This window comes from Sorangium sp. So ce302, from assembly GCF_051530145.1.
Lineage (GTDB): Bacteria > Myxococcota_A > Polyangia > Polyangiales > Polyangiaceae > Sorangium > Sorangium cellulosum_B.
Genome location: NZ_CP150326.1, coordinates 8,977,912 through 8,995,111 on the forward strand (window position 1 = coordinate 8,977,912; position 17,200 = coordinate 8,995,111).

At 71.5% G+C, this 17,200-nt stretch carries 14 protein-coding genes; 6 read left to right on the plus strand and 8 right to left on the minus strand.

The window, feature by feature from the left end; translation table 11 throughout:
- The first annotated feature begins 7 nt into the window (after positions 1-7).
- From WME73_RS34045 to WME73_RS34055, 3 genes are all read left to right on the plus strand, one after another.
- Positions 8-706 carry a hypothetical protein gene (locus WME73_RS34045; protein ID WP_437740508.1) on the plus strand — a complete coding sequence of 233 codons (699 nt, stop codon included), beginning with the start codon at positions 8-10 and terminating at the stop codon, positions 704-706.
- Entirely contained in the window at positions 703-1,422 is a 720-nt protein-coding gene (locus WME73_RS34050; RefSeq protein WP_437912235.1) for a TlpA family protein disulfide reductase, read from the plus strand. The genes WME73_RS34045 and WME73_RS34050 overlap by 4 nt, the downstream gene beginning before the upstream one ends.
- Before the next feature lie 91 nt (positions 1,423-1,513).
- Positions 1,514-2,821, plus strand: coding sequence for a MopE-related protein (locus tag WME73_RS34055; RefSeq protein ID WP_437912236.1), 1,308 nt, complete (start codon positions 1,514-1,516; stop codon positions 2,819-2,821).
- On the opposite strand, the gene WME73_RS34060 is transcribed toward WME73_RS34055, so the two are convergent.
- Together WME73_RS34060 and WME73_RS34065 are read right to left on the minus strand one after the other, a co-directional pair.
- Complete coding sequence (locus WME73_RS34060; RefSeq protein WP_437912237.1) at positions 2,786-3,313, minus strand: methylated-DNA--[protein]-cysteine S-methyltransferase; 528 nt, start codon at positions 3,311-3,313, stop codon at positions 2,786-2,788. The two genes, WME73_RS34055 and WME73_RS34060, sit on opposite strands and share 36 nt — an antisense overlap.
- The gene (locus tag WME73_RS34065; RefSeq protein WP_437740512.1) at positions 3,294-4,823 is read right to left on the minus strand and encodes an AlkA N-terminal domain-containing protein; all 1,530 of its coding nucleotides are present in this window, start codon (positions 4,821-4,823) and stop codon (positions 3,294-3,296) included. Before WME73_RS34065 ends, WME73_RS34060 begins: the two co-directional genes overlap by 20 nt.
- 171 nt (positions 4,824-4,994) lie before the next feature.
- On the opposite strand from WME73_RS34065, the gene WME73_RS34070 reads away from it, so the two are divergent.
- Positions 4,995-6,044 (plus strand): Glu/Leu/Phe/Val dehydrogenase dimerization domain-containing protein, encoded by a 1,050-nt coding sequence (locus tag WME73_RS34070; RefSeq protein WP_437912239.1) that lies wholly within the window; start codon positions 4,995-4,997, stop codon positions 6,042-6,044.
- Between the two features lie 3 nt (positions 6,045-6,047).
- Here WME73_RS34070 and WME73_RS34075 read toward each other — a convergent pair whose 3' ends face one another.
- The 3 genes from WME73_RS34075 to WME73_RS34085 all read right to left on the minus strand — a co-directional run bounded on the left by WME73_RS34075 (position 6,048) and on the right by WME73_RS34085 (position 9,486).
- On the minus strand, positions 6,048-7,811 hold the full coding sequence (locus tag WME73_RS34075; RefSeq protein ID WP_437740514.1) for a carbon starvation CstA family protein: 1,764 nt from the start codon (positions 7,809-7,811) through the stop codon (positions 6,048-6,050).
- A gap of 231 nt (positions 7,812-8,042) precedes the next feature.
- Positions 8,043-8,846, minus strand: coding sequence for an SDR family NAD(P)-dependent oxidoreductase (locus WME73_RS34080; RefSeq protein WP_437912240.1), 804 nt, complete (start codon positions 8,844-8,846; stop codon positions 8,043-8,045).
- Between the two features lie 82 nt (positions 8,847-8,928).
- Positions 8,929-9,486: a DJ-1 family glyoxalase III gene (locus tag WME73_RS34085; RefSeq protein ID WP_437543413.1), complete on the minus strand. Its 558-nt coding sequence runs from the start codon at positions 9,484-9,486 to the stop codon at positions 8,929-8,931.
- Between the two features lie 216 nt (positions 9,487-9,702).
- On the opposite strand from WME73_RS34085, the gene WME73_RS34090 reads away from it, so the two are divergent.
- Entirely contained in the window at positions 9,703-12,186 is a 2,484-nt protein-coding gene (locus WME73_RS34090) for an SUMF1/EgtB/PvdO family nonheme iron enzyme (protein ID WP_437912242.1), read from the plus strand.
- Positions 12,187-12,606: 420 nt separating this feature from the next.
- Here the strand turns inward: WME73_RS34090 and WME73_RS34095 are convergent, their stop codons facing one another.
- The 3 genes from WME73_RS34095 to WME73_RS34105 form a co-directional block, all read right to left on the minus strand.
- Positions 12,607-13,197 (minus strand): Uma2 family endonuclease, encoded by a 591-nt coding sequence (locus WME73_RS34095; protein WP_437740518.1) that lies wholly within the window; start codon positions 13,195-13,197, stop codon positions 12,607-12,609.
- Positions 13,198-13,633: 436 nt separating this feature from the next.
- Positions 13,634-13,954: a hypothetical protein gene (locus tag WME73_RS34100; RefSeq protein WP_437740519.1), complete on the minus strand. Its 321-nt coding sequence runs from the start codon at positions 13,952-13,954 to the stop codon at positions 13,634-13,636.
- A 258-nt stretch (positions 13,955-14,212) separates the two neighbouring features.
- On the minus strand, positions 14,213-15,577 hold the full coding sequence (locus WME73_RS34105; protein WP_437912243.1) for a thrombospondin type 3 repeat-containing protein: 1,365 nt from the start codon (positions 15,575-15,577) through the stop codon (positions 14,213-14,215).
- Between the two features lie 522 nt (positions 15,578-16,099).
- On the opposite strand from WME73_RS34105, the gene WME73_RS34110 reads away from it, so the two are divergent.
- On the plus strand, positions 16,100-17,194 hold the full coding sequence (locus WME73_RS34110) for a hypothetical protein (protein ID WP_437912245.1): 1,095 nt from the start codon (positions 16,100-16,102) through the stop codon (positions 17,192-17,194).
- Positions 17,195-17,200 lie beyond the last annotated feature (6 nt).

Consider the following 17,200-nt stretch of genomic DNA (forward strand, 5'->3'; position numbering starts at 1 on the left):
GGTGTTCATGAGAGGCGCAGGGATCATCGGGATCGTGGCCGGGTGCGCGCTTCTGGTCGCGTCCGGGGTGACGGTGCACAGCGAGGTGCAGGCCGCGTCGCAGCGCCTGAAGACGGGTGTGGCCGCGGCGGTGAAGCCGGCCGTGGCCATCGCCAACGACGCCGAGGCGCCGTATTGCACGCCCGCGTTCAAGACGGTGCTGCAGCGGGTGCTCAACGCGTGCGGCCTGGTCGGGGCGGAGGCGCGGCGCGGCTGCCAGCCGGCCGACGTGAAGACGCTCGCGTCGATCAGCGACGACGACTTCAACGCGCTCTTCACGCCGCTGAAGCAGCGCGGCGGGGTCGTGATGTTCGACGACGGCTCGGAGAAGCTCGACGACGACGGGAAGAAGATGCTCGAGGAGATGTGGCTCGACCGGCGGGGCGCCCGCTATTTCTTCATCGTCGCTCGCGCGTCGAAGACGGGGACGCCGGAGTTCAACCGGACGCTGTCGCACAAGCGCGCGAACAGCGCGTTCTTCGACATCTCCGACAAGTTCAAGGAGCAGGACCTGGACAAGAAGGTCGGGATGCTGTGGCTCGGGAACGAGTTCGCGCAGCTCGGCGCGGAATACTGCCAATGGAACGTCTCGCGCAAGAACAAGGCATGTGCGGCGGAGGCCATCAACCGGAGCGCGTTCGTCTCATGGGTGGACTGTCAGCTGTGAGCTCCGCGAGGAGGAGCAGCGCCCTCCGGGGCGCCTTCGTGGCCCTCGCCGTGGCCGCGGGGCTCGCGGGCGGGTGCGACGCGGACAAGAAGGCCGATCTGCCGCCGCCCCCGACGCCCGGCCAGGGGCGGAGCAACGCGGTGACGGCGCCGGGGGCCGCGGCGCCCGCGAGCGCCAAGGCGCCGGCGAGCGCCACGGCGGAGGCGGCGCCGGCCGCGCCGCGGCTCCTGTGCGCGGGGCAGTCTCCGCGGCCTGCGCCCTCGTCGGGCGGGCTCACGGCGGTCGCCGCCGGCGGCGCGGAGAAGCTGCCGGCGAACATCGGGTTCGGCGTCGGCAAGTGGGTGTGGGTGAACTTCTGGGCGGCGTGGTGCAAGCCGTGCCTGGAGGAGATGCCGCGGCTGCTCGGGTGGCAGCAGAAGCTGCGGGCGGCCGGCGTGCTCGTCGACCTGGCGTTCGTCTCGATCGACGACGACGAGCGGCAGCTGTCGCGGTTCCTGGAGGCGCAGCCGGGCACGGGGGTGCGCGCCTCGTACTGGCTGCCCGACGGGCCCCAGCGGGCCGGGTGGCTGCGGGCGCTCGGCGTGAAGGAGACGACCGAGCTGCCGATCCACGCCATCGCGGCGCCGAGCGGGCAGGTGACGTGCGTGATCCAGGGCGCCGTCGAGGACAGCGACTATCCGACGATCGCGGCGCTCCTGGGGGCGAAGAAGCAGTAGCCGGGGGCGCTCCTCGAGGCGCGCCGTCGCAAAGCGGCGCTCGGCTTGTGGGGAGATCGCGGTCGAGCTCTATTCTCGAAGGCGCGCCCTCATGAAAACCTCCCTGCTGAGACGCCGGTTCGCCTTTCTCTTTCGTCTGTCCTCGCTGGTCGCGTCGACGGCGCTGCTCTTCGCGAGCTGTAACGGTAGCGCCCCGCAGCAAGGGTCAGGCGATCCGTGCGAGAGCGCGCAGGACTGCGCGGACGGCGTCCCCTGTACGGTCGATCGCTGCGTCGGCGGTCGGTGCGAGTCGGAGGCGGACGACACCCGCTGTCCGGGCGGGCGCTGTGATCGGGCGAGGGGCATCTGCCTCAGCGACAAGGCGTGCGCGACGCCGGCCGACTGCGTGGACGCGGATCCGTGCACCCAGGCAGAGCGCTGCGACGAGTCGCTCCGGCAGTGCATCTTCGAGGGGCTGGACGGCGATGGGGACGACGCGCTGCCCGTGATCTGCGGCGGCACGGACTGCGACGATGACAATCCGCGGAACGCCCCGGCGCTCGCCGAACTGTGCGACGGCGCCGACAACAACTGCAGCGGCACGGCCGACGAGGGCGAGGACAGCGCCCTCTGCGGCGCCGACGATGCGCGCTGCGTGAGCGGGCGGTGCGAGTGCCCGGCCGGGCAGGGGTACTGTCCGCTGGAGGGCTCCTCGGGGTTTCACTGCATTGATGTGCAGTCCGACCCGAAGAACTGCGGCGCCTGCGGGGCGTCGTGCCCCGCGGGCACGACCTGCGAGGGCGGGCAGTGCACGTGCCCGGGGGGCCTCACGCTGTGCGGGTCCGCGTGCGCGGACCTCTCCACGGACCGAAACCATTGCGGCGCCTGCGGCGCCGCCTGTGACGACGGGGAGAACTGCACCGACGGCGAGTGCGCGCCGTGCGGCAGGCTCGACGAGCCTTGTTGCGGTGGCGTGCGCTGCGAGGACCAGTTCACCGAGTGCGGGCGAAGCGGCACGTGCGTCCCGACGGCGTGCTCGGAGCCGTTCGAAGCGTTGCCGGTCACGCTCCTGCCGCGGTGCACGGCCGAGACGTGGGCGTGCGTCGAGACATGCGAGCAGGACGGGTGCCTTCTCGATTGCCTCGAAGCGGACACCACACCCCCCCGCTCGTTCGCCGGCCACTCCTTCAACTGCCTCGACTGCATCAGCCACCAGATAGAGGCCTGCGGGGCGCAGACGATGTGCCGGGAGACCCAGGCGGCGATGTACTGCTGCATCGAGGAGCGCTGCGGCGGGACCGTCGACAGCAGGTGCGAGTCCCGCTGCTCGTTTGAGTTCGACGAGCACACTAGCTGCCTCGCCTTGGTGGGTTGCACCTACATCCTAGAGGCGGAGCAGCTGCTCTCCTGCTTCCCCTGAGGCGCCCTCGTGCGCGAGCAGCCACCGCTTCCTCTCCAGGCCGCCGGCATACCCCGTGAGCTCTCCGCCGGCCCCGATGACCCGGTGGCACGGGATGATCAGACAGACAGGATTCCGGCCGTTCGCCAGGCCGACCGCGCGGGACGCCGACGGTTGACCTAGCGACGCCGCGACCTCCCCGTAAGCGCGCGTCGCGCCGGGAGGGATGCGCCGGACCTCCGCCCACACGCGGCGCTGGAAGGCGGTGCCGCCGGGCTCGACGGGGATGTCGGAGAGCGCGGCGAGATCGCCGCACAGATAGGCTTTCATCCGGCTGGAGAAGCCGCCGGGATCGGCGGCGCCGTGGAGCGCGACGGCGCCATACCGCGCCTCCAGCGAGCCGCGGAGGCGCTGCGCGTGATCCGCGAAATCGAGCGCGTGAATCGCGCCGCCCCCGGCGGCCAAGAGGATGACCCCGACAGGCGACTCCACCTCATCCAGCGAGAGATCCATCCGATACCTCCGTCTCTACGGGCCGCGCGCCCTGCGCGTCCGCCGTCCACAACAGCACCGCGGCGTAGGCGCGCCACGGGCGCCACGCCTCCGCCATCGCCGCGAGATCCGCGCCGGAGACGCCGCCGAGCGCGCGCCGCAGGCCGAGATCCGTGGCCGGGAACGCGTCCGGCTCGCGCAGCGCGCGCATCGCGATGTAGTGCGCGGTCCACGCGCCGACGCCAGGGACCGCGCAGAGCGCGCGCACCGTCTCCTCCAGGCCGCGCGAGGCGTCGAGCGCGACCTCGCCGGAGGCCACGCGCGCCGCGAGCGCCGCAATCGTCGCGGCGCGGGCGCGCGGCAGGCCGAGGTCCGTCAGATCGGCCGCGGCGAGCGCCTCGGGCGCCGGGAAGACGAAGCGGAGCCCCTCGGCGCCCTCGGGCAGGCCGCCGCGGACCGCGAGCGGCTCGCCGTGCCGCTCGACAAGGCGGCCCGCGAGCTGCGTCGCGGCGCGGACGCTCACCTGCTGGCCCAGGATCGCCCGCACCGCGAGCTCGAAGCCGTCCCACGCGCCCGGCACGCGCACGCCCGGCATCGCCAGGACCCGCGGGGCGAGCCGCGGATCGGCCCCGAGGTGCGCGGCGATCGCGTCGGGATCGGCGCCGAGGTCGAAGAGCCGCCGCAGCCGCTCCGCGCAGTGGATGAGCCCCTCCGTGCCGGGCAGCCGCAGCCGCGCGAGGAGGTACGGCTCGCCGGGCGCCGGGCGCACCTCGACGACGCCGTGGCCGCCGGCGACGCGCACCGTGCGGCGGTACGCGCCGGGGCCCGCCGACTCCACGCCGGGGATCGCGCGCGCCCCGAGGAAGCCCGCGAGCGCGCCCCAGTCGAGCGGCGGCCGGAACGGGAGGCGGAGCGCGATGTCCGGCGCGCCGCCCGCCCCGCCCCCACCCTCCCCTCCCCCGCCCCGCTTCGACACGGCCTTTCGCAGCTCGCGCGGCGAGCGCTCGTAGGCGGCGCGGATCGCGTCGTTGAAGCGGCGGACGCTGGAGAAGCCCGACGAGAGCGCCACCTCGGTCATGGAGAGCGCGGTCTCGTCGAGGAGCTTCTTCGCGAAGAGCAGGCGCCGCGTCTGCGCCACCGCGAGCGGGGAGGCGCCGACGTGCCGCAGGAAGAGCCGGCGCAGGTGGCGCTCGCCCACGCCGAGCCGTGCCGCGAGCGCCGGGGCGTCCGCGTCGTCGAGCGCGCCCTCCGCGATGAGCCGGAGCGCCCGCGAGACGAGGGCGGACGTGCCCAGCCACGCGGGCGTCCCGGGCGAGGCCTCGGGGCGGCAGCGCAGGCACGGGCGGTAGCCGGCCTCCTGCGCGGCGGCCGCCGAGGGGAAGAACACGCAGCGCTCGCGCTTCGGCGTGCGCGCGGGGCAGATCGGGCGGCAGTAGATGCCCGTCGAGCGCACGCCCGTGAAGAAGCGACCGTCGAAGCGACGGTCGCGGGTCTCGAGCGCGCGGTAGCACGCGTCCTCGTCGATCCGCATGCAGGCGTCGTAGCGCGGGTGCCGCCGCGGCTCTGGCGCTTTTCGGACCTGTGAGGGCGGACGGGTCCCGCCGCCCCCGACCGCCCCGGCCCGACAGGCCGCTTCGGCGCGGGACGCCCGCCGAGCGCGCCGGCCCTGGCGGCCGCCGCGGAATGGTACGCTCGGCGCGGCATGAAGAGCGTGTTCGACACCCTTGCCGCCATGGGGCACGAGCAGGTGCTGTTCTGCGCGGACGAGCCCGCGGGCTACCGCGCGATCATCGCGATCCACAGCACCGCGCTGGGCCCGGCGCTCGGCGGGACGCGGCTCCTCGGGTACGCGAGCGACGAGGAGGCGCTGGTGGACGCGCTGCGCCTGTCGCGCGGGATGACCTACAAGAACGCGCTCGCCGGGATGGACGTCGGCGGCGGCAAGGCGGTCGTCCTCCGCGGCGGCGCGGGGCCGCTCGACCGGGAGCGGCTGTTCCGCGCGCACGGGCGCTTCATCGAGCGCCTCGGCGGCAGGTTCATCACGGGCGAGGACGTGGGCACCACCCCCGCGGACATGGAGCTCATCCGGCGCGAGACGTGCCACGTGAAGGGCCTCGCCGGCGAGGGTGGCGACCCGTCGCCGTGGACCGCGCGGGGCGTGCTCCGCGCGATCCAGGCCGGGGCCCGCCACCGGTGGGGCAGCGACGAGCTCGCGGGCCGGACCGTCGCGCTCCAGGGCTGCGGCAGCGTCGGCGCCCGGCTCGCGGCGGAGCTCCACCGCCTGGGCGCGCGGCTGCTCGTCGCGGACGTCGACCCGGATCGCGCCCGCCACGTCGCCGCCGAGCTCGGCGCCACGATCGTGCCGCCGGACGCGATCGCCTCGGCCCCGGCCGACATCTTCGCCCCGTGCGCGCTCGGCGGCGTCCTCGACGACCGCGCCGTGCAGGATCTGCGGGCCGAGATCGTCGCGGGCGCGGCCAACAACCAGCTCCTCGAGCCGCGCCACGGCGACGCGCTCGCCGCCCGCGGCGTCCTCTACGTCCCCGATGTCGTGGCCAACGCAGGCGGCGTGCTGAGCGGCGGCGCGGATCTCTTCGGCTGGTCCCGCGCCGAGGTCCACCGGCGCGTCCAGGCGATCTACGACACGGTCCTCAGGGTCCTCGAGATCGCGGCGAGCGACGGCGTCTCGCCGCAGCTCGCCGCCGAGCGGCTGGCCGAGGCGCGCCTGCGGCAGCGCGCCGCCGCCGGGTGATCGCTAGAGCGGTTCCCCCCCGCCGCTGGTACGAGCGTCGCGGAGCGCCGGCTCGGTGGCCGGGCCGTTCTTCAGCGCCTTCACCGACTCGACCATCAGCGACACAGCGAGCCCGATCAGCGCGAGCCCCACGACGCCGTTCATCGTCGTCGCGTTCAGCGCGAGCCCCTCGGTCCGCACGGCGGCGAACGCGGTCCGCACCTGGAGGATGAGGGCCCACACCGTGATCGTCATGACGAACACCATCGGGATCGCCGTGTACCAGATGCGCCGCTTCTCGCGGTGCAGCCAGACGGTGACCGCGAGGAGCGTCAGCGCCGCGAGCAGCTGGTTGCTCGTGCCGAACAGCGTCCAGAAGTCGAGGTACGCGGGCCGCACGCCGGGCGCGGGCGGGCGCGCGGTCATGATGAACAGCGTGGGCGGCGCCAGCGAGATCGCGGTCGCGGCCGCGGACACCACGCGCCCCTTCCAGTTGAAGAGCTCCTGGAGGATGTAGCGGCTGAGGCGCGTCGAGACGTCGAGCGTGTCGAACACGAAGGTGGAGAACGCCATGGCGCCGAACGTCGCGGCGAACAGGAAGTGCTCCTTGCCGATGATGACGGTGAGGAACTTGCCGATCCCGTCGCCGTAGATCTTGCCCGGCCCGGGCAGCTTCGTCCCCTGCGCCACGATGACGAGCGTCGCGAGCGCGATCAGCGCGACGAACGCCTCGGCCAGCATCGCGCCGTAGCCCACCGGGTGGGTGTGCGTCTCCTTCGAGATCTGCTTCGACGTCGTCCCCGAGCAGACGAGCCCGTGGAAGCCGGAGCAGGCGCCGCAGGCGATGGTGACGAACAGGAACGGGAAGAGCATGCCGGTCGCGCCGCCGGTGTTGAACGTGGTGAACGCGGGCTGCCGCAGCTCGAACTCCCCGGGGTAACGGAGGTTTCCAAAGAAGATGCCGATCACGCCGACCGCGAGCGCGATGTAGAGGACGAACCCGCCCAGGTAGCCGCGCGGCTGGAGGAGCAGCCAGACCGGCAGGAGCGAGGCGATGAGGCAGTAGACGAGGATGATGAGGCCGAACGCGCGCTGCGGGTTGTCGAGCGGCAGGACGAACGCTGTCGAGATCTTCGTGCCGAGCCAGACGACGCCGAGCGTCGCGGGCACGAAGAGGAGCGTGGTGAGCCAGAGCGGCGGCTTGAGGTACCGCTCGACCAGGCCCATGACGATGGAGAGGCCGAGGTAGGCGGCGCTCGCCGCGGCGACGGCGCCGCCGGGGTTGAACTGGAACGCGCCGCCCTCGAACTCCTCGGTCTTGCCGACGAAGGTGCTCGCCGTGATGTCCGTGAAGGCGACGATCACGTAGGACAGCGCGAGCCAGATGAAGATCATCATCGACAGCCAGGCGCGCCGGCCGATGTGCCGCTTCGCGATCTCGGCGACGCTCTCCGCCTCGTGGCGGACGCTCGCGATGAGCGCGGAAAAGTCGTGCACCGCGCCGATGAACACGACGCCGATGGCGATCCAGAGGATGCACGGGAGCCATCCGAACGCCTGGCCGGCGAGGATGGGGCCGGCGATCGGCCCGGCGGCGGCGATGGCGCTGAAGTGCTGCCCGAAGAGGTAGAACGGCTTCGTGGGGACGTAGTCCTCACCGTCGTTCACCTTGACCGCGGGCGTCACGGCGCCGTCGTCGAGCGCGTAGTTGCGCGCGACGATCCGCCCGTAGAAGCGGTAGCCAAGGCACAGCACGACGATGACGGTCAGGGCGAGCAGCGGCAGCACGCGGCGGAGTATAAGGCCATCCGCGGGCGACAGTGGTCCGGCAAACGAAGGGGAAGGGCGGCGGTGGGTCGCCGGACGGGCGCAGGCCCCCGCCCATGCCCCGCGAAGGCCGCGAGCGAGAGGGCTCGGCCGCACCGGCGGCGCCTCGGGGCTCCGGGTCGATGCAAGGCTCCACGACGCCAGAGAGCCCGATGGTGCCGTCCGGAGGAGCCCCCTCGAGACGCGCGGCCCTCAGACGCTGGCGTTCAGCGTGTCCCAGTAGCTGTGCAGCCCACGGAGGTTGTTCCCGCCGTCGACGAACACCGTATCGCCGGTGATCCAGCGCGACTCCTCGCTGCAGAGGAACGAGACAACGGGCGCCACGTCGGTCGTCTCCCCGATCCGCCCGAGCGGCGTGCGCTCGAGGAACCTCTGGGCGCTGAGCCCCGACGTGAGCCCGAAGTCGTCGACGAGCGGGGTCCGGATGAGCCCCGGCGCCACGACGTTCACCCGGATGCCGTGGCGCCCGAGCTCGGACGCGGCCACCTTGGTGAGCTGCGCGAGGGCCGCCTTGGAGGCGCAGTAATGCGACAGGCCGTCGGTCGCCAGCACCTGGTTGATGGAGCTGATGTTGACGAAGGCGCCCGGCTGTTTCGCGGCGATGAGGCCGCGGGCAACCGCCTTCATGAAGAGGAAGGGGCCCTTCAGGTTGGTGCCGAGGACGCTGTCGAAATCCTCCTCCGGCAGGTCCGTCAGGAGCGCGAGCGTGGCGATCCCCGCGTTGTTCACGAGGATCCCCGGCAATCCGAACGCCGACGTCGCCGCCTCGACGGCGCGCGACACGTCCTCGGCGCGGGACGCGTCGCCCAGGAAGGGCAGCGCGCGCGCCGGGCCGTCGGCCGCGCGGTTCAGCGCCTCGGCCGCCGCCTCGACCTTCGCCGCCGTCCGGCCGAAGAGCAGCACGTTGCTGCCGCGACTCATGAGGTCTTTCGCGATCTCGAGACCGATCCCCTGACCACCCCCGGTGACAATTGCGCTCTTGGAAATAAGCTTCATCTCGACCTCCGTGACTGCGGAAAGCAGATCCAACGTCCTTGATTGCCCAGAGGAACTTCGGCCGACCGAGCGCCGATCTCGCTCAGGCCGTCAGCATCATCGGCGCGCGCACCTTCGCGGCGATCTCCTCGCCCCGGAGCCGCGCGACGAGCGCGAGCGCGAACGCCATCGCGGTGCCCGGCCCCTGGCTCGTGACGAGCAGCCCGTCCTCGACGACCGGGCTCGCGAGGAGCTCGCCGTGCGCCGACACCACGTCGTTCACGGACGGGTGGCACGCCATCCTGCGGCCCTGGAAGAGCCCGTGCGCCGCGAGCGCGATCGGCGCGGCGCAGATCGCCGCGACGACCCGGCCCGCCTGCGCCTGCGCATGAAGGCGCTCCCCGACGGCCGGCGAGCTGGCGAGCCGGTCGGCCCCGCCCTTGCCGCCCGGGAGGACCACCACGTCGAAGTCGCCCGTCACCGCCGAGAGATCAGCGTCCGGCACGAGGCGCACGCCTCGGCTGCAGCGCACCGGGCCCGGGCCATCGAGCCCGGCGAGGACGACCTCGACCTCGGCGCGGCGCAGGACATCAACGATGATCGTCGTTTCCATCTCCTCGGCTCCCTCGGCAAGGATCACGAGCGCTCGCGGCGTCTTCATCGGCGTCGGCATGGGGCCGCGGGCCGCCGGATGCAAGCCGGACGCAAGCCGGACGCAAGCCGGACGCAGACCAAGTACAAACCGAGCGCTGCGCGGACGCAGGCTGAGCGAGCGCATGCAAGCAGGTGCGAGCCGATGCAAGCGCGCGCGAGCTTGCGGTGGCGGGCGGCGCGGAAGCCCCTTTGCCTGGGCACGGCGACGCGCTAGGAGCGGGGCATGGCGGAGCCGTCCGACGATCCGTTTGGCCTCTCGGGGCAGACCATCGAGGGGAAGTACCGCGTCGCCGCCGTCATCGGCGACGGCGGGTTCGGCGTCGTCTACCAGGGGATGCACGAGGGCTTCGGCGAGCTCATCGCGATCAAGTGCCTGAAGCTGCCGGCCTCGCTCGACGCCGCGGAGCGCGACGCGCTGCTCGAGACGCTGCGGGGCGAGGGGCGGATCCTGCACCGGCTGTCGCGGGCCACCTCGGGCATCGTGCAGGCGCTCGACGTCGGCGCGTTCACCACCCAGGCCGGCGTGTGGGTGCCCTACCTGGTGCTGGAGTGGCTGGAGGGCCAGACGCTCGGGCAATACCTCCGGGAGCGGCGCGAGCGGGGCGAGGCCGGCATGTCGATCGCCGAGGCGATCCAGCTGCTCACCCCGGCCGCGCGCGCGCTCGCCGTCGCGCACGCGCACAAGGTCGCGCACCGGGACGTGAAGCCGGCGAACCTGTTCCTCACCCACGTCGGCGGGACGCGGACGCTGAAGGTGCTCGATTTCGGCATCGCCAAGGTGCTGTCCGACCACCCGACGTTCACCGAGGCGCTCGCCGCGACCCGGCAGGGGCCGAGCGCGTTCACGCCGCGCTACGGCGCGCCCGAGCAGTTCAACAAGGCCCGCGGCGCGACGGGCCCGTGGACCGACGTGTTCGCGCTCGGGCTCATCTTTGTCGAGCTCGTGAGCGGCAGGCGCGCGCTCGAGGGGGACGACCCCACGCAGCTCTACGTCGCCTCCGCCGATCCGGCGGTGCGCCCGACGCTGCGCGCGCGCGGGCTCCCGGACGCGCCCGAGGCGATCGAGCGCGTGCTCGACAAGGCGCTCGCGATCGAGCCCAAGCACCGCTTCACGAGCGCAGGCGAGTTCTGGGACGCGCTCTCGGCCGCGGCGCACGGCGAGCGCGCGGGGTCTTTCGCGGGTCGCGGCGGCCCCTCCGCGGAGCACGCGGCGGGGCAGTCGACCGCGGAGTACGCGGCCGCGCAGGGGCTCGGCGTGGCCGTCGGGCCGAGCGAGCCGACGATGCTCGCCGACGCGCACGCGCCCGCCCCGGCGCGGCCTGCCGTCGTCAAGGTGAGCCACGGCGCGAGCGGGCCGCTGGCCGCCGGCGCGAGCGGGCTGCCGGCCGCCGGCGCGACGGGCGGCGCGGCGCCTCGGGCGAGAGACGGGGGCGGCGCGCTGGCGACGGGGGGCTCCAGGACCGCGCAGGTCGAGGACTCCATGATCGAGACGGTCGCGCCCGCCAGCCCCCCTGCGGCCGGCGCGGCCCCGTATCCCGGCGCGGCCCCGCACCCCCAGGCCGCGGCGGGCGGACCGCCGCACGCCGCGCCGCCGGTCGCAGCGCCGCCGCAGCGCCGCAGCGCCGCGCGCGCGGCGCTTCCCTGGTTCGTGGCGGCGCTCGTGCTCGGCGGCGCCGGCGCCACGGCGTATGTCCTGACGCGGGCGCCCGACAAGAAGCCGGCGAAGGCGCCGGCCGCACGCGCCACCGCGGCGTCGTCCGCCGGGCGCGCCGCGAAGACCGCGGCGGGCGTGCCGGCGCCCGCCAGCGCCGCGCCGACCGCGAGCGCCTCGGGCGCGGCGCCTTCCGCCGAGCCCGCCGCGCCCGCGGCGCCGCCGGCGGACATGGTCTTCGTCGGGCCCATCTCGACCACGATCGGCGCCGCGGGCGAGGCGCGCCAGGTGACGCTCACCCGCGGGTTCTACATCGATCGCAACGAGGTGACCGTCCGCGCCTACCGGGCCTGCATGCAGCAGCGCATGTGCTCCACGGCGGATCACGTCTCGCTGACGCCCGAGCTCCTGCCCGGCGCGCAGGCGCCGGCGGCGCCAGAGGAGCAGCGGGAGGTCGAGCTCTGGACGCGGCGCTGCAACGAGCCCCGCAACGCAACAGGGCACCCGATCAACTGCGTCGATTACTCCCAGGCCGAGAGCTACTGCCGCTTCCGGGGCCGGCGGCTGCCCACCGAGGCGGAGTGGGAGGTCGCCGCGCGCGGCGCTGCCGGCCGGGCCTTCGTCTGGGGCGACGAGGCGCCGGCCTGCGAGCGCGCCTGCTACGATCGCAACGAGGGCTGCCTCGCGCGCGGCGCCGACGTCTCGACCTGCGCGTCCGGCGCCCACCCGAGCGATCGCACCCCGGAGGGCGTCTACGATCTCGCCGGCAACGTGTCCGAGTGGGTCTCGGACGGCCTCGTCTTCCCGCCGCCCGGCGGCGAGAACCCGCAGGGCGACCCGTCCTTCCCGCTCAAGGTCGTGCGCGGCGGCAGCTTCCTGGACGGCCCCGAGAAGCTCTCCGCCACGTACCGCACCGCCGCGGCGCCGGTCACCGCGCACGCGTGGATCGGCTTCCGCTGCGCCATGGATGCGCCGGCGCAGGAGGACGCCGCCGCGCAGCCGCCCGCCCCCGCGCCGCAGGCTGCGCCGGGCGAGCAGGGAGCGGCGGCGCCCTGAGCTGAAGCGCTGAGCCCCTCGTCCTCCCGCGCGGCATGGCCGGATCCGGTGCCGTGCGCCCACAAATCATCGATCCGACAGGGCCGGGGCGGGGCGTTTCGCTCGATTCCTGAGCGTTTTTTCTGGATCCTGGGTAATTTGATCTGGTTCCCAGAGTCGATTCTCTCGTTGTGGCTTTCGATCACCTGGATCCGAGAGATTCAATTCTGAGCGGAGCTTTCATTTAGCCAGAGTACAGAGTTGATTCTCTAGATTCCGTCTAGATTCAGTCAGTTTCCTGGCTGAGATGTCTCGGTGCCGCTGATCCCGGGGCCCCCGCTACACCAGCGCCGAGCCGCCGCCCCAGCTGACCGACCACGACGAGACCCGCTACCAAGAGCGTCGAACAGAACCTCCCGTCGCCAGGCAACCGAGGAGCTACTACTTCGCCCAGAGGACCGAAAGGTCGAGCTCGATCGCCTCGAAGGGCGCGACGCGAACGCGCGCGGCGTCGCGGTGGATCGGACCGCGCTCCCAGCTGCGACCGGACACGAGAGAGGACACCTCGAGCGTGCGTGCGATCGGGTCGACCAGCCACGCGTACCGCACGCCCTCGCGCGCGTAGATCGGCATCTTCTCCGTGCGGTCGACGTCCTCGGTCGACGGGCTCAGGACCTCGCAGATCCAGTCCGGGGCAAGCGCGAAATACGCCGTCTCCGGCAGCTCGGACATGCGCTCGCGGCGCCAGCCGGCGAGGTCGGGCACGAGCGCGTCGATCTCGCCAGGCGCCATCGGGTCGGGGAAGTGCAGCTCGGGCTCGTCCAGGATCCACCAGCCTCCCGGACCGCCCTTGCCATGGTCGAACGGGCCGGTCAGCTCGGCACCCAGGCCCGAGCTTGCGCGCGCGTGCCGCGGCGCCGGACGGGGGAACACATGCAGGGTGCCGCGAATGAGCTCCGCCACCCTGTTCGGCGGGACGGCCTCGAGGTCGGCGTACGTGGCGCGGCGCTGCTTCTCGGCGGGCTGCCCCATGGGCAAAGCCTGCCCGGGGCGGGACGGCGAGGCAAGGCGGGGCAACGTGGTGCGCGGCGAAGCGATGTGGCGGGAGCGCGAGCGTCGCGACGCCTCGTCGATGGGTCGAAAGAGCGGGACCCGCGCGGCGCGGAGCGCGAAAAGGGGCGCATCGACGTGCCGCGGGCACACGTCGCCCTCCGGGCGTTGGTCTGGCCCGGGATGCTCTTGCGGCTACGCGGCGTCCCCGAGCGCCTTGCGGCGCACGACAGTGCTCTTCCAGGACGGCGGCCGCCACGTCGGCGCTGGAATGGACCGGTTCACGAGCGTCCGCGAGCGTCGGCCGAGCCCACCCCCGGTCCCCGCGGCGACCGATCCGCTGCGCACGCCGCCGAGGCGGGCCCTTCGGGACGCCGGCCGTCGAGGTCCTTCCGGCAGATTCGTTGCCATCTCGGAGTCAGCGCTTGATCTGGGCGTCAGGCCAGAGCCCGAGGATCTCTTGCAACTGCTGCTCGGGACCGAACTCCTCCCAGACAATCCCATTGCAATCCCGCGTGTCGGAGAAGGCGCTGGCGGCGTCGTCCTCCCAGCCCAGATGACGCAACGCCGGAGCTTCGCCGGCGGGGATCTGACGGATGGAGAAGTTCACCGTGTCGGTGCGCCAGAGCGCGTACTGGTCAGGCACGATCACGTGCGGCTGGGCCGCCAGGCGCTGCGTGTAATCCGCAATGGAATCCGTCAGCGAACGCACGCCCAGAGCGATGTGAATTCTTCGCATCTACGATCCTTCGCGCAGCGACAATTCGATGAGACACACCATGACGGAGCGCTGCGCAGACACCGATACCATGGGTGAGGCAAGGACACCAGCCTCGGCGTGCAAGCCCGGCGGACGCGGGCCATGTCGTTGATGCGCTGCAGATCAGGCCGCGATCCCGTGTGCGGTACAGCCCGCCGAACAAGGGACGATGGCTTCCCGGCGCTCGCGCGCGAGCACGAGCCCCCGTGGTGGCAGAGCGCCGGGCGCGGCAGCGCCTCAGGGTCGGTGGCCGCTGAGGTCGAAGACCGCCTCCGAGTAGAACTCGAAGGAGCCCGACATCGTGGTCTCCTCGAATGTCGTCCCGCGGAGCTCGTAGGTCACGGTGAGCGGCACGGCGGAGCAGAGCGGGGCGGAGAGGTAGTTGAAGCGATCATCGCGGTAGTTCGCGGGCCGGTCCATCACGAGGAGCGCCTCCGTCTCGAGGGTGCCGACGGTCGACCCGCGCTCGGCGACCATCACCAGCGGCCCCAGCGTCTCGAAGCGGAAGTGGGCGGAGTGGTCGCCGCTGTTGTAGTCGGTCTTCTCGATGATGAGGAAGCCCTCCGGCACCATGTGATAGCGGATCGTCGAGCCCTCGACCTCGACCCAGCCGAGGCTCATCCGACCCAGGGACGTGCTCCCGGCGCCGCCATCCCACGCGCTGCCGTCGCTCAGATGGTACTCCGCGTGGATGCCCATGATCGGCATCGACGTCCCCGAGGCGCCCCCGCCGTAGTACCGGCCGAAGCTCGCCCTATCGATGGTCTCGGGGCTCGGAGGGCTGGCAGGGTTCGGCCAGCTCGTGTCGTGGTCGGGATCGACGACCCCGACGGCCAGGCATGCCCCGCCGCGCTCGTCGATGCCCAGGTCGCAGGCGTCGCCGATTCGATTGCCGTTCATGTCGAGCTGGTCCGGGTTCACGTCGAACGGGCAGTTGTCCTCCAGGTCGGCCACACCGTCGCCGTCGTCATCCTCGTCGCACGCGTCCCCGAAGGCATCGCCGTCGAAGTCCGCCAGGTCCGCGTTCGCCACGTGGGGGCAGTTGTCCAGCGTGTTGGACACCCCGTCGCCGTCGACGTCGTCGTCACAGGCGTCGCCCCTGCCGTCTCCATCCATGTCGGCCTGGTCCGCGTTGGAGACCCACAGGCAGCTGTCCGACGCATCCACGGCGCCGTCGTCGTCGTCATCGTCGTCGCAGGCGTCGCCGTACAGGTCAAGGTCGAAGTCCGCCTGGTCGGCGTTGCCGACCGCGACGCAGTTGTCGACCGCGTTGGGCACGCCGTCGTCGTCGAGGTCGTCATCGCAGGCGTCGCCGAGCCCGTCCCGATCGACGTCGCTCTGGCCGTGGTTCGGGGCCTCGGGGCAGTTGTCGATGTCGTCGTCGTAACCGTCGCCGTCGCGGTCCGTGTCGCTCGGGTCGGGCGCGCCGCCGCCGCTGCCGCCATCTCCGTCATCGTCGCTGCCGCCCTGAGCACCGGCACCGCCGCTGCCGCCGGCTCCGCCGTCACCGCCGCCGTCGCTCCCGCCCTGCACGGGGCCGATGCACGCAGCGAGCGAAGAGCACAGCAGCACACACGTCGCGATGTGGTTCCAACGCATCATCCATCTCCTCAAGCCATGCCTGGATTCAAGGACCCGATGGCAGCCGCATGAGATCCGCCACGAGGACGAGCTGGCTCCGGTATTCGCTGACATCCGGGCCGTCACCGTGGTCGCTGGTGCAGGCGGCGAGGGCAAGCGGTAGCCATCGTCGTCGCTGCTCGGCTCCCACGGCTCGCGAGGATCGGCGCGCATCCCGTCCGTGTCCACCACACCGCAAGAGTCCAACTCGCCGGGGTCCGGGCATCGCCAACGCCGGCCGCCCCCGGGCTCGCGAACGCCGGGAGCGCCCTCACCGGTCGGGGACGGAAACCCGTGGACGCGGACCCCGGACCAACGCTTCGAGGACGGCGGCGCGATCTGACGGGCGTCGGGCCCGCTCGCCGCCGGATCGAGCGAGCGAGCGAGCGAGCGAACCGATCTCACCGGCGGGGTGCTCAGCCAGCGTCAACCCGCAGCAGGATTGATCTTGCGGACGCCAGGTTCCTATGATGCCTGGCCCCTGAAATTTCAGGAGGGCCATCAATGACATTCATCACGCTGGCACATTCCTCGCGCAACCGCCCGCCTCTTTACATTCGGCCTCTCGCCATCGAATTTCTACTACAAGAGGAGAAGGGAACGCTCCTCAATGAACTTCATGGACGACGCCACCTGGAAAGTCGCCCGGTCGAATCCTTGTTGAGCGCCATCCAAGGGGATGATCCATTCGAAAAAATTCCATTCTCAAAGAACTCGATGCACGCATGGGGATATATTCGCCTCAGCGCAATTGAGCATATCACGAATATCAACGACGCAGCGACGATCCACACGTCAAGCGGCCGAGATTACATGACCGCAGAGTCACCGCGCGAGTTAATGGCCAGGTTTCCCGACGAGACGTTCGATTGCATGCACAGCAACGGGGGACAAGCCATTTACTTTCGTCGCGAGCGATTGCTCGGAGCGTCTCCCCTCGAAGATTCGTCCACCTACGTTTACACCTTCGACAGCCGGGAGAGCGTGCACAGCGACCAGCTCGAGCCGAATTGGACGATGAACATGACAGTCGCTCAGGTCAAAGACGGTCGAGCATTTTTTCGGGCGAACCGGATAAAAGGCTTCCGGACGGACCAAAGCGGGACCATTGAATTACACGGCGCAGTCAAGCTTGCAGGCCTACCGGCCGAGGCTGTACTGAAAGCATGCTCGATCGCGCATCCGGTGTCTTTCGCGCAATGCGCCGCCGGACAAGGCGGATCGGAATATAGATACGATTGGGTGCTGGATAGGGACACGATCCATGCGATTGTCCCGAGAAATCCGGGGCTAGGCCTGGACACCCACATCGGCACCCCATTTTCAGGTCTCGACACGGTCGATCCGATCGACAAACTCATAGCTCAGCTTGATTTGACGTCATTCATTCGACTGACTCGCAATTCGGCCGGACGCGGCACGAACGTTCCATCAGACTACAACAGCCAGCATCCGTGGGCCTACTATCGCCCGGAATCTATTCTGACCATGGAAGCGAGAGGCCATGGAACAGCAATCACAACGAGCACCCATTCGCATGTCGTCGATGAAACACCGGAGGAAGTTCTAGGTTCACTCATTTACCCAGGAAATCGATAGAACGTT

What these genes read in the sequence shown, in the direction of transcription:
- WME73_RS34105 (WP_437912243.1), bottom strand. Translation starts at nt 15,577, where the DNA reads ATGATGCGTTGGAACCACATCGCGACGTGTGTGCTGCTGTGCTCTTCG.
- WME73_RS34085 (WP_437543413.1), bottom strand. Translation starts at nt 9,486, where the DNA reads ATGAAGACGCCGCGAGCGCTCGTGATCCTTGCCGAGGGAGCCGAGGAG.
- WME73_RS34110 (WP_437912245.1), top strand. Translation starts at nt 16,100, where the DNA reads ATGACATTCATCACGCTGGCACATTCCTCGCGCAACCGCCCGCCTCTT.
- WME73_RS34070 (WP_437912239.1), top strand. Translation starts at nt 4,995, where the DNA reads ATGAAGAGCGTGTTCGACACCCTTGCCGCCATGGGGCACGAGCAGGTG.
- WME73_RS34080 (WP_437912240.1), bottom strand. Translation starts at nt 8,846, where the DNA reads ATGAAGCTTATTTCCAAGAGCGCAATTGTCACCGGGGGTGGTCAGGGG.
- WME73_RS34045 (WP_437740508.1), top strand. Translation starts at nt 8, where the DNA reads ATGAGAGGCGCAGGGATCATCGGGATCGTGGCCGGGTGCGCGCTTCTG.
- WME73_RS34060 (WP_437912237.1), bottom strand. Translation starts at nt 3,313, where the DNA reads ATGGATCTCTCGCTGGATGAGGTGGAGTCGCCTGTCGGGGTCATCCTC.
- WME73_RS34100 (WP_437740519.1), bottom strand. Translation starts at nt 13,954, where the DNA reads ATGCGAAGAATTCACATCGCTCTGGGCGTGCGTTCGCTGACGGATTCC.
- WME73_RS34090 (WP_437912242.1), top strand. Translation starts at nt 9,703, where the DNA reads ATGGCGGAGCCGTCCGACGATCCGTTTGGCCTCTCGGGGCAGACCATC.
- WME73_RS34095 (WP_437740518.1), bottom strand. Translation starts at nt 13,197, where the DNA reads ATGGGGCAGCCCGCCGAGAAGCAGCGCCGCGCCACGTACGCCGACCTC.
- WME73_RS34055 (WP_437912236.1), top strand. Translation starts at nt 1,514, where the DNA reads ATGAAAACCTCCCTGCTGAGACGCCGGTTCGCCTTTCTCTTTCGTCTG.
- WME73_RS34065 (WP_437740512.1), bottom strand. Translation starts at nt 4,823, where the DNA reads ATGCGGATCGACGAGGACGCGTGCTACCGCGCGCTCGAGACCCGCGAC.